Source organism: Pelistega indica, from assembly GCF_000506865.1.
Lineage (GTDB): Bacteria > Pseudomonadota > Gammaproteobacteria > Burkholderiales > Burkholderiaceae_B > Taylorella > Taylorella indica.
On sequence record NZ_AYSV01000020.1, the window covers coordinates 1 to 10,583 of the forward strand.

The window sequence follows — 10,583 nt, forward strand, 5'->3', positions numbered from 1 at the left end:
TCAGAGGGAGACCTGCCTTTACTGTATGTTGCCATCTATTAAGAAGTTTTTCAAAGAGCTTTGCTATGAGTGTTTACTGATAGCGTTGATTCTACTTATTTATAGCGTGGCAGCGTTAGCACAACCACTTGGGCTAGATGAAGAGTTACGTCATCTCTGGGATACTAGCCTTGTTACGGTGATTGCTTTATCCGTACTCGGAGGTATTGTAGGGCTGTTAGCACGCATGCAGGATAAAGCGTGGCGAGATGAAGCAAAATCAGACGGAATGTTTTTGACCGTTGTAGCTGAACTCTCAGGCTCTATTTTTATTGGCATTTTAATTTTCTTTGGGTCTATCCATTACCAATGGACCAACTATATGACCGTTGTCTTTGTACTTCTAGGCTCGTGGTTAGGTACGAAAGCGACTCGCTTGTTGGTGGTATGGATTCGTGAAAATAAAGCCAACCTTATTTCACTATTAGGAGACAAACGTGAGTAAGTTACGTCAAGAGATAGCCTCGCAACGACGCACCTTTAAATTCGAATTGTCATGGATGGTAGGCATTATCCTCATCGTACTTAGCGCCGTGACATTCCACAACACCTATCGCACTGAGCGAATCATCACCATTACGGCTCAGGCCAGGGAAGAGCTAGAAACAGCTATCGACTTTGCCAAACGCCGTATCGACACTACAGAGCGTCGCACTGACGCCATGTACCAATCCCTTGAAGAACTCCACCGCAAACTTCACACCATTGAGGGTTTGCTCCGTGGCACACAACCACCCCTAATGAGGGGCTACAAGACCCCCTAATAAACCCCTATAAAAATTAGCAAAACCCGCATGAATAGGGCGTAGTGGTACGATTTGTTACGCTTTATGCACTCCATAATTGGCTCATCATAACGAGGAGCTTTTTATGGCAAATAACTGTTGCGTGCAGCCTAAGCCACCATCAGTTCTGGACGGGACGGTGCTAAATAACGTTACCGTATCAACTGGCACTATCGGTAGCGGCGTAAAAATTGATGCCCCTGCCACACCAAAAGGGACAGCAGGTGGCGATTTAGCAGGTTCTTACCCTAATCCACAAGTCGTTAAATCGACCAATCAAACACTAACCACCCCAACAATTAAGGGTGGCACTACTTACGACCAAGCGGCTCAACAATCAATTATTGATTTCATTAAGACTGCCGTAGCGGTCGACTCTCCCTTACGCACTGAACTATTAAAAATGTTCGTCAATGCCGTGCTTGACGATGAGGACGTATTAGCCGCTTTAAAAGCGTGCGTTATTGCTTCCATCAATCGTTGCGATGGCACACCTCATGCTGTGGGCGACCACATTCCTACCTGCGACGAGATGACAGCTTTAGTTACAGCTGAAATCAACGCTATTAAAGGTAAAGAGACATCCTTTACGCCTACCGTCACCACACAAGATTCCCTCCCTACAACCGTTATCGGTACGCGCGACCAGTTACTTGGCAAGCCAGCAGGCTACCTAAGTTTTGGTGGCAAGAACGTGCCTTACTTCTAGAGGTAGATATGAAACAAGCAAAAGACTTTACCAGCACCTTTGCGAACGGGCAGACAGCTAAACGAGGGGATCGCGCAGCGAAAAACTTCGTTGGTGGTGGGTTTGATCCTATGCGCACTTATCCAAAAACAATCAAGCCGACAGCACAGACAACGCCACTAGGTGGCAGATTCAAAGGCAGTAATACATCTGGTGAGTTCCCTAAGAAATTTAACCGTGGGGCGTTCCGTCCAACAGGCACGACCAACATGGACTACACCGGCCGTCGCAAGCCCTCTAAGAATTTTAGTGGGATGTAGATGAAGAAATTTTCTCAACTGTCAGACGATGCCAAACAAGCCATGGCATACCTCGCACGAAACCCAGCCGCTATGGACGGGATTATCAGCATCTTGCAAGAAGAGCGAAAGCTAGAGTCTGACCGCTATGAGATAGCCAAAGATTTCTTAGTCGCACAGGGAGATAACCGTCCTGTGTGCCTACAGCTAAAGGGTCGTTTATCGGCATTAGACGACGTTATCAGTTTATTCAATCAATCAAGGAAGATATAGATGGCACAAGCTATACCTAACCATGCACCGCATCCAGCAGCACGAGATATTCCACCTGATTTAGATACACCAATCCAATCGGTGGCATCGGTACAACCTGTCCAGCAAGTACCTCAACAAGTACCTCAGCAAGTACCTCAACAAGTACCTCAACAAGTACCTCAACAAGTCGTACAACCTCAGCCTGTGCAACAGCCTGATTATAGGCAAATCCGTGCGTACTACGCCAAGCAAGAAGAGCAGGCGAATAGTCGCTTTGAAGCACAGCGTCAAGATTACGAAAGTCGCTTAGCTCAGCGTGAGGAAGAACTTGCCAAGTTACGTGAGCAGGTAGCCATTAATGAGCGTGAACGTTCAGAAGCCGAGCTAAAAAACCTATTGGCTATGAAAGTAGACGACTTAGAGTTTGTTACGCCAGAAGCAGCGGCAGAAGTGAGAGACAAGATGATTGCCCCTGCCATTGAGAAGATGCTAAAGGCGACAGATGCACGACTTAAAGATGCTCAAGCGTTAGCTAATCGTGCGATGGAAGCTAATACGTCAGCGACAAAAGCATGGCAAGAGGAGCGTACAGCAGACCGTCTAGCCAAAACAAATTCAGCCCTTATGGCGCGTCACCCTGACATTCATGAGGTGATTAAGACACCTGAGTATGGTCAGTTCATTTCTCAGACTATCCCTGGAACGATGACGACTTACGGCGAGCAACTCACTCGTGCGTACGAGGCAGGGAATGCTGACTACGTCAACTCAGTACTAGACATTTTTAAGGGTAACCAACCCTCACTAGAGAGCATTGCGATGCCAAGTGCCAACGGTGTGGCAAATACACCAGCAACAGGAGCAGAACCATCGTTCTCGTTCGATGACCTCATCACATGGCGTCATCAACTCTCAAATAAAGAAATCACTCACGACCAATACAACAAGCTCTTGGCAGCGTTTGACCAAGCACAGCTTGCAGGTCGTGTTCAGTAAAGGAACTTACTAATGACGGTAAGCGTTTTGGGCAGTGGCCCGATTAATAAAGGAGACTTGCTATGGCAGTAGCATCAGCTTCGGGTTTCGGTGGTTTAGAAAACACGCCACTAGCCCGTATTGGCTATCACAACAAGATCATCGCTCGTGGATGGGATAAAGAGTTTTTACCCTACATCACTAATACGAGTATTGATAGCCGCATTACAGCGTGTAATCAGATTGTCCAATTCACTAAGCAACCATTGGTTGGTGAATGGCGTACTTACGAGAAAAATCAGGAATTAGTGCCTGATTATGTATCACCAGAGGCGTTCTGCATGCAGATTTGTAATGCAGCGTATAAGTCACTTAAATTCGACAAGTTAGACATTGCTCGTATTTGTGATCGTTGGGCACCGTTTGAAGAGTCGTTCTTACAATCTGCTTACGAAGCGTTAGCAGAAATGTGGCGTAAGTATGTACTAACAGCCATGGTGTTAGAAGCAGACCCTAAAAACCGTGGTAATGCCGCAGGTTGCAACAAGAACATCAAGCTTGGTGCACCGAGTGCTCCTATCAAGATTACGTCAGAAAACTTCCACCGTGAGTTGGCGAAGTTAAAACGTGCTTTGGTAGAGTCTAAGCGTTGGAAAAATAACGAAATGTTCGTGATGATTCCATCATCACTAATGGAAGTTATCGTTGACAGCCCATACGCTAACGCACTTCAAATGGGTAATTGTGGCAATGATTGCTCAATCCTTATCACAGGTATGATGCCAGGTAAGATGCTTGGGTTTAACGTCTTTGTCGTAGATTGCTTACCACAAACAGTGGATAAGGCAACGGGCGAATTGAGTTACTACATCATCGCTGGTCATAAAGAAGCCTATGCGTTCGCAGGTGACTTGGTAGAGGGTGAATTAGTCCGTCCTCCACGCTACTTTGGTATTGAGTATCAAATGTTAGCTGTTTGGGGTGGTAAAGCCCTTTACCCAGAAGCGTTGGCAGTCGGTTACTGGTCATTATAATCAGGAGTAAAACATGGCTAATCCAATTAACACAGTAATGTTGTATCAAGGTGGCAACCCTCAGCCACAATTCCCAGCATGTGGCAACACACAACGTTGGGCTTGCCCATTACCTACACAGATTGCAGGCGAGTATGATCGTGGGTCATTCACGTTAGGTACCGTGTTGCAACCTGCGGCAATTCCATTCCAAGCAGGTAATTTAGATGGAGCGAAAGCAGGGGTTTCTGTTGGTCTACTTGTCGTGCCAGAGTTGCACTCATTTACGCAATTATTTGTGCATGTAGACCCTGATGCGCCAGCAGGTTTAGGTTGTTGCGGTGGTAATAGCAACACAATGGCAGGTGTGACATTTGAAGTTGTTGGCAAGTTAATCGATACCGTAGGGTGTGATGACTACGCTAGCATCGTTGACCGCTTTGAAGCAGGTGAAGATGTGACAGTGCCTGACGCCCTTAAAAACATCGACGCAAGCATTCGTGGTGCTTACCATGCGTTCTTAGATACAGCGACAACAACCTCAACGACAACAGAAGTTCCATCAGATGACCCGCTACGAGGCGACACTAATACAACAGTATCAACAACCACAGTGGCATCGGGTGCATTTGTTCCAGAGGCAAAGCCGTTATTCTAGGTATCAAGCTATTAACAGCACCAAACGGTGATGGTCTGACCTTGGCAGATATGACTGGTCGCATCTCCTTGGTGGTCAAAGCAGAAAACTTCGAATACCCAATCCACCTATAACTAGGTAGTAGGGCACCTCTTCGTCATGAGCCATGAGGGGGTGGTCCGTTTTTTAGGTAGCATATCATGCGTAAAGCACAAAGCGTTTGTAAATGTCGTGGCAAGTCAAGCAGTTTGCCAGTTACCCCATCTAAATCGTAAATTTTTCTAAGGAATCGTTATGGCACGAAACGTATTTCATAACCCAAATATCCCAGATGAACCACCACAACGTGAGTTCAACACCGCCCCTAAACCATTGCCTGTTTGTGAGTATCTTGTTGAGAAAGCCACTGGCATTGTTCACTACTACAGCGAAGAGTTAGCTAAGCGTAGTGATTTACTTGAGCCATACTATGGACCAGACCCTTTTGCCCCTGCAAAAGCCCCATCGGTACCAAAGGGCGTAGCATCGGCTTCACGCAGTAAGAAGTCAGCAGTACCACCTCCACCAGCACCACCAGTGCCACCTGAAGTAGACGAAGCGTTTACTGAGGCGTAATTATGAAGTTACGACAACTCATCGGGGCATTTAGACAAGACCTAAATGACGAGAACCCAGCAGGCACACTACCCAATCGTTGGACGGACGAGCAATTGCTTCGTTATTTCAATGAGGGCTTGTGCCAAGTGTTTGATTTAAAGCCTGAAGAGTATGTCGAGCCGATAGTAATGGAGTTGGATGTTGGGACCGTACAAAAGTTATGCAACTGCCACACGTTGACGAAGATTTTAGGTCAGACCGATGAGACGGGTGCCATTGTACGTCCCATTGCCAAATACGATGCTGGACTAGTTCAGCGTTGGAATAAACCAGTTTGTGTACCTGCCTACTCAGAATTTACGCTTAGAGGGTATACCTTTAGTGCGGCAGATAACGGGTACTTTAACGTTTATCCACCTGTGCCACCTAATGAGAAAGTGTACATTAAGGCACTATGTTCTAACCCACCAGACACCTTTACGATGGATGACTTAGACACTGAGGTGGATGACTGTCTAGGCGTTACCGCCGCACGTCAATGGGTGCTTTATTCTGCCTTAATGATGGACGATGAGAGCGATGCATCCATTAATGCCGCTCGAGTGCACCTAGAGTTATTTTTCAATATTCTAAAAGTTCAAATGACACAGCAACAGCTAGAGAAAGCTGGTGCCACTAATAAGTAAGGAGTGGTAGATGCAGATGGTGTCTTACAGCGAATTTGTCCCTGAGCTTAAATTAGCCCTTGGGGATATCCCAGACGATATAGCAGAAAACTACATTAGAGAAGCCGTTATCGCTTTTTGCGAACGCTCTCAAGTCCTTGTTCGTAAGGTAGAGATAGATGTTCAGGCAGGGGTAGGTGACTATCCCATTATCCCAGAGGGCTGTGAGCAGATTATTAGCCTACAACGAGTATGTGTAGGGTCACACTGCATTACAGACAGAAAAATTCTTTTAAGTTTTGAGCCCTGCGAGACAGGGTGTACCGTTCACGGCCACAGCGTTTGGTTTGTGCCACCAAACACGCTCAACTTACGTCCTATTCCTACGCAGGATAAAGCGAAAGCCATTATAGCGTTTGTGGCTGTGTCCCCATCACGAGACTCTTGCGAGTGCGACAGAATTATCTACGATCGCTACCATGAGACGGTGATTAACGGGGCACTGGCACGATTATACCTAGCCAAGACAACCCCTTGGCATGACCGACAATTAGCTGAATACCATCGTACGTTATTTGGAGCAGGCGTATCTGCTGCGGGTATGGATAGATTAACAGGTGGGGTACGAGGACCATTCGCTATGCGAGCACGACGAATTATTTAGGTGATGCGATGAGTAAGTGTATAAGCAAACGGAAAAAGTGTGAAGAGAAAGAAACGCCAGTCCCATTGCCACCATGTCAAGAGGTGGCTTTTTGTGCAGGAAACTATACCATCTCATTTGATGGTAGATGCTTACATAAGTCACCTAGAGCGTATCAAATTCCCAATGGCACTTACTCTACAGTAACGTTTGAAGATGGCTGTATTGTTGGCGTGGGGCAAGTGGCTCCTGCTCAGTATACGCCTAATGAATGTTGTGCGTCACCATCGGTTGATGGTTCGGATACCTCGTCTGACGTACAGGTATCTTCTGCCCCTGCGAATTTGTTAAAAAGAACCCCTGATGGCTGAGTGTGATACCCGTCTTTAGGGGGCAAGGTGTGTCTATTTCTGGGACAGGACAGCCAACAGACCCAATTATCATCTCAGTAGACCCAACAGATACCGCAGGGGCATATGCCATCTCGGCAGACCCAACCACCATAACAGTGACGGGCAAAGGTACCTCTATCCAAGACCCTATTACGATAGGGCTAAAACCAGTAATTACCGCAGGTAAGAAAGGCAATTTTACGATCAATAGCTACGGACAGATTATTGGGTATGCAGATACAGGCGAAGCAGTAGTCAACGTTGTTGGCGAGTCACCCATTAAAACTTCAAAGCTAGGGGATACCGTTAGAGTATCACTAGATATGGACTCATTATGGACACTGCTCAATTCTAGAGCTGCCGATGATGCCATTAATGGCATTGCAGCAGGCAGTTTCGAGACCAGAGACGGCAAATTAGTCAGCTATGACCGTCTAGGACGCATCGTTAGTGTTGAGAATATTCCTAAGACAGGTACTGATGATGGCGATGCAGGAGGAACTAACTAGATGGAGCTAAAGCACTTTCATGGTATCGCTCCTCGATACCCATCGCAGAACTTGCAGGGGGTTAGTGCCGAAGTAGCTGAAAATGTAAAGCTGTGGCATGGCACGCTTGCCCCATGGCGAGCTCCTAAACATATTAAAGATAGTACCCAGACCACAAAGACGATTTATCAGGTAGGGTGCTGTTGGTTTGAGTGGGATGCGTGTGTGGAAGTAGCAGAGTGGGTAGTCGATTGCCCACGGCTTTATGTAACTGGTGATGGGGATTACCCATATGTAATGGCACTAAAGGATGATTGCACTACAGGCTGTGCTGAGATGAGTAAAACTCGTCTTGGGGTACCTGCTCCTAAAAATAGACCACAGATGACTAGGCTACATATCCCTACGCCACCGAATGGCAAGGACAGCTTGCCACGTTCAGAGATGCGTGAGCAACGGGCGTATATCTATACCTATGTAAACTGCCTTGGGGAAGGAGAGTGCTCCATCTTTTGCGTCTAACGAACAAGATATTGATGATGGCGAGCCTGTTTCTATTACAGGGTTTTTAACACCCCCATCAGAGTTTGGCATCACGCATATCCGAATTTATCGTCGTGTGACAGGACATCGGTCAGATACTGAAGCGATGGGAGCAACGCCGCTCATGACAGATTTTTATCATGTTGGCACTATTGAGGTAGGTACAGCGACGTTTATTGACAAGGGGTTGAATATCGATACTCTTGGCGAAGCGTTAACTACCTTTGATGTCTTAGAACCTCCAGCAGGACTTCGGGGTATTTTAGCCGTACCGAACACACGCATTTTAGTAGGTTTTGATGGCAATACGCTGTGCTTTAGTATGAATAACCAACCTTACAACTGGCCAGAGTCTAGACGCTATAACCTAGATGACAACATTGTAGCTATTAGAGAGTCAGGTGGCATGCTGTATGTGATGACCGATGGGCATCCCTACGTGGTGGAGATTGATGCAGGGGATGATATCCGTACTTGCCAGAGCATTTTACGCTTGCCGACACCAATGCCGATGATTACGTGTTGTTCTGCGAAAGGAGCACTATCAACACCGATGGGGGTGTTTTATGTGTCGAGCAAAGGGCTTGTACGTCTTGCACAAGGTGCCATAACGGTAGTGACAATGCCGTGGTTCGCCAGTGATGACTGGCGAGAACTCAAACCTGAGACGATGCGCCTAGGTTATGCCCATGGAGCAATATTCATCGTGTCTGACACTCACGCCTTTGTCTTTTTTACCGATGATGCCACTTATGGCGACAGCGATGCTTACAGATTAACCACGATAGATTTACACCCTAGAGATATGGTTACAGGGCGTAATGGGGAATTATTTATGCTCCTTGGCAACGGCATTTATCAGTGGGATGCGGGGGCAAGGTTTATGCCATATCGTTGGAAGTCGGCCAAGATTAAGTCAACCCGTTATGGCTACTTCGGTGCTATCAGGCTATGGGGCAGTGGCAGTGTGGATGTAAGTATTTTTGCCGAAGCTCAGACAGTATTGTCGGCTATCCCACTGAGACCTCAAACGTCTTATCGTTTACCACGGTATGGACATCATCTACATCACCAAATAGAGCTAGCAGGGATACATACCGTAGAGTCCGTAGAACTTGCCAACACCCGTTGGGATTTATCTAAAGTATAGGAGTCGCCATGGAGCAACCATTACGTGTCATTTTAGAGCCTTTCGATATTGAGGATAAGGAGAGGTGCAGTCAGGTGATTGCCTCACTCATGCCACTATTCGAGGCATACCATGCGGAGCACTATCCTGATGCTCCGTTTGTATTTAATTTTATGGAATTTGTAAAAGACTGGTGGCATAACGAGAAGCTATTAGTTGTCGCCTACCAAGGAGATACTGCCGTTGGGTTTAGCTATGCCAGAGTCGGTGGCAACTTATTCACTTCGGAACCAGAAATCTTTATAACACACTCGTATCCCTCTATAAATTCTGATACTATTAAGCATGCGACATTAGATGCACATTTAATTGTGAGGGAAATGAACTCATTACTTGTTCAGTTGTTGCCGTTGTATCGTTGCGTAAAGTTGAGGGATTAAGATGAGCTTGTTAGGAAGTGTCGTAGGGGCAGTGGCTGGCGCCCTTGGCTTAGGTGGTAGCAGTGGTGGCGGTGCACAAACCGTTACGGATAAGGGGTACATCAGAGCGTCTGAACTAGCTAGAGATGCCATGACCACAGTGGCAATGATTAGTACAGGAGCGGCGACCTATATTGCAACACGTCAACTTGCCATTGCCGAAAAATATTATGACTTGGCTAAAGAAATGCGTGACTATTGGAATAGCACGTACAAGCCATTAGAAGTCAAGATTGTCCAAGAAGCTTCCTCAGAGCCTATTTATACTCCTCAGTATGAGGTGGTTGGTGGGCGTTTCCTTGCCAACGTTAAGCACCAATTTAAGCGTTCTATTGATACCATCGGCACTAAAGCTTCTAGATACTGTACGGGGCTAACAAGTGCTCAGATGCGTGACCTAGCCGTAGCTCAAGCGATGGCAGAGGGCGATGCGGTTAACTTAGCCTACCGGTATGAAGATGGACGCAAACAAATATTTGATGAGCGTCGTTGGAGTCGTCGCCATCAAGTGGCAGCGCTTGGTCGAGATATGTTGGCTCAAGCCGACTCTTATATGGGTAAAGCCCATGCGGCCTACGAAGCCCCACGAGACTTTGCTACTGGGGTAGCCAACACTATGTTAGGAAGTCTACGCTATGACGACATGATGGCGGCACGGTTCGGACAACATCAAAGTAAGTCTACTCAGAACGATGCCTCTTATACCGTCCTTAAAAGTGTATCACTAAATAATGGTGCCACTACAGCAGGGCAGAATACTCCGTTCTCATTTGGCAATTACTTAAACCGAGATGAAGCGGCACGTCAAGTGACGAACCTTACGACTCCAAATTCAGTTTTTAACCCCTCCATTGGACCGATGACAACGCCACAAGTGGCATCTACGTCTATCGCCCCAGGTCGTCCAGGAGGGTCATCAGGGTTTGACCCATTCATTAGTGGCGATCGCTAGGAGA

17 protein-coding genes are annotated in these 10,583 nt (G+C 46.8%); all 17 read left to right on the forward strand.

Going from position 1 to position 10,583, the window contains the following annotated elements; all coding sequences use genetic code 11:
* Window positions 1–484, forward strand: a 484-nt coding sequence (locus tag V757_RS17345; protein ID WP_218184473.1) for a phage holin family protein, incomplete at its 5' end; no start/stop codon positions are given.
* Window positions 477–803, forward strand: a complete 327-nt coding sequence (locus V757_RS17350) for a hypothetical protein (protein WP_023949413.1) — start codon at window positions 477–479, stop codon at window positions 801–803. The genes V757_RS17345 and V757_RS17350, both read left to right, overlap by 8 nt.
* Window positions 804–909: 106 nt before the next feature.
* A complete protein-coding gene (locus tag V757_RS17355; protein WP_023949415.1) occupies window positions 910–1,533 on the forward strand; it encodes a hypothetical protein in 624 nt (207 codons plus the stop codon).
* 110 nt (window positions 1,534–1,643) lie between these two features.
* Window positions 1,644–1,832, forward strand: coding sequence for a hypothetical protein (locus V757_RS28300; RefSeq protein ID WP_147628827.1), 189 nt, complete (start codon window positions 1,644–1,646; stop codon window positions 1,830–1,832).
* A complete protein-coding gene (locus tag V757_RS17365; RefSeq protein ID WP_023949419.1) occupies window positions 1,833–2,084 on the forward strand; it encodes a hypothetical protein in 252 nt (83 codons plus the stop codon). It abuts the gene before it with no gap.
* Window positions 2,085–3,062 carry a hypothetical protein gene (locus tag V757_RS17370; protein ID WP_023949421.1) on the forward strand — a complete coding sequence of 326 codons (978 nt, stop codon included), beginning with the start codon at window positions 2,085–2,087 and terminating at the stop codon, window positions 3,060–3,062. It abuts the gene before it with no gap.
* A gap of 62 nt (window positions 3,063–3,124) precedes the next feature.
* Window positions 3,125–4,075: a hypothetical protein gene (locus V757_RS17375; protein ID WP_023949423.1), complete on the forward strand. Its 951-nt coding sequence runs from the start codon at window positions 3,125–3,127 to the stop codon at window positions 4,073–4,075.
* 13 nt (window positions 4,076–4,088) lie between these two features.
* A complete protein-coding gene (locus V757_RS17380; RefSeq protein WP_023949425.1) occupies window positions 4,089–4,712 on the forward strand; it encodes a hypothetical protein in 624 nt (207 codons plus the stop codon).
* Between the two features lie 273 nt (window positions 4,713–4,985).
* Complete coding sequence (locus V757_RS17385) at window positions 4,986–5,306, forward strand: hypothetical protein (RefSeq protein ID WP_023949427.1); 321 nt, start codon at window positions 4,986–4,988, stop codon at window positions 5,304–5,306.
* A 2-nt stretch (window positions 5,307–5,308) separates the two neighbouring features.
* Complete coding sequence (locus V757_RS17390) at window positions 5,309–5,974, forward strand: phage adaptor protein (protein ID WP_023949429.1); 666 nt, start codon at window positions 5,309–5,311, stop codon at window positions 5,972–5,974.
* Between the two features lie 16 nt (window positions 5,975–5,990).
* Window positions 5,991–6,617: a phage adaptor protein gene (locus tag V757_RS17395; protein ID WP_147628828.1), complete on the forward strand. Its 627-nt coding sequence runs from the start codon at window positions 5,991–5,993 to the stop codon at window positions 6,615–6,617.
* Window positions 6,618–6,625: 8 nt separating this feature from the next.
* Window positions 6,626–6,967: a hypothetical protein gene (locus V757_RS17400; protein WP_023949433.1), complete on the forward strand. Its 342-nt coding sequence runs from the start codon at window positions 6,626–6,628 to the stop codon at window positions 6,965–6,967.
* 29 nt (window positions 6,968–6,996) lie between these two features.
* Window positions 6,997–7,497 carry a hypothetical protein gene (locus V757_RS17405; protein ID WP_023949435.1) on the forward strand — a complete coding sequence of 167 codons (501 nt, stop codon included), beginning with the start codon at window positions 6,997–6,999 and terminating at the stop codon, window positions 7,495–7,497.
* Entirely contained in the window at window positions 7,498–7,998 is a 501-nt protein-coding gene (locus V757_RS17410; protein ID WP_023949437.1) for a hypothetical protein, read from the forward strand. It begins immediately after the preceding gene.
* Window positions 7,964–9,169, forward strand: a complete 1,206-nt coding sequence (locus V757_RS17415; RefSeq protein WP_023949439.1) for a hypothetical protein — start codon at window positions 7,964–7,966, stop codon at window positions 9,167–9,169. Before V757_RS17410 ends, V757_RS17415 begins: the two co-directional genes overlap by 35 nt.
* Window positions 9,170–9,177: 8 nt before the next feature.
* Window positions 9,178–9,588 carry a hypothetical protein gene (locus V757_RS17420; RefSeq protein WP_023949441.1) on the forward strand — a complete coding sequence of 137 codons (411 nt, stop codon included), beginning with the start codon at window positions 9,178–9,180 and terminating at the stop codon, window positions 9,586–9,588.
* Window position 9,589: 1 nt separating this feature from the next.
* Window positions 9,590–10,579, forward strand: a complete 990-nt coding sequence (locus V757_RS17425) for a hypothetical protein (protein WP_023949443.1) — start codon at window positions 9,590–9,592, stop codon at window positions 10,577–10,579.
* Window positions 10,580–10,583: the final 4 nt, after the last annotated feature.

What these genes read in the sequence shown, in the direction of transcription:
- V757_RS17355 (WP_023949415.1), top strand. Translation starts at nt 910, where the DNA reads ATGGCAAATAACTGTTGCGTGCAGCCTAAGCCACCATCAGTTCTGGAC.
- V757_RS28300 (WP_147628827.1), top strand. Translation starts at nt 1,644, where the DNA reads ATGCGCACTTATCCAAAAACAATCAAGCCGACAGCACAGACAACGCCA.
- V757_RS17365 (WP_023949419.1), top strand. Translation starts at nt 1,833, where the DNA reads ATGAAGAAATTTTCTCAACTGTCAGACGATGCCAAACAAGCCATGGCA.
- V757_RS17370 (WP_023949421.1), top strand. Translation starts at nt 2,085, where the DNA reads ATGGCACAAGCTATACCTAACCATGCACCGCATCCAGCAGCACGAGAT.
- V757_RS17375 (WP_023949423.1), top strand. Translation starts at nt 3,125, where the DNA reads ATGGCAGTAGCATCAGCTTCGGGTTTCGGTGGTTTAGAAAACACGCCA.
- V757_RS17380 (WP_023949425.1), top strand. Translation starts at nt 4,089, where the DNA reads ATGGCTAATCCAATTAACACAGTAATGTTGTATCAAGGTGGCAACCCT.
- V757_RS17385 (WP_023949427.1), top strand. Translation starts at nt 4,986, where the DNA reads ATGGCACGAAACGTATTTCATAACCCAAATATCCCAGATGAACCACCA.
- V757_RS17390 (WP_023949429.1), top strand. Translation starts at nt 5,309, where the DNA reads ATGAAGTTACGACAACTCATCGGGGCATTTAGACAAGACCTAAATGAC.
- V757_RS17395 (WP_147628828.1), top strand. Translation starts at nt 5,991, where the DNA reads ATGGTGTCTTACAGCGAATTTGTCCCTGAGCTTAAATTAGCCCTTGGG.
- V757_RS17400 (WP_023949433.1), top strand. Translation starts at nt 6,626, where the DNA reads ATGAGTAAGTGTATAAGCAAACGGAAAAAGTGTGAAGAGAAAGAAACG.
- V757_RS17410 (WP_023949437.1), top strand. Translation starts at nt 7,498, where the DNA reads ATGGAGCTAAAGCACTTTCATGGTATCGCTCCTCGATACCCATCGCAG.
- V757_RS17420 (WP_023949441.1), top strand. Translation starts at nt 9,178, where the DNA reads ATGGAGCAACCATTACGTGTCATTTTAGAGCCTTTCGATATTGAGGAT.
- V757_RS17425 (WP_023949443.1), top strand. Translation starts at nt 9,590, where the DNA reads ATGAGCTTGTTAGGAAGTGTCGTAGGGGCAGTGGCTGGCGCCCTTGGC.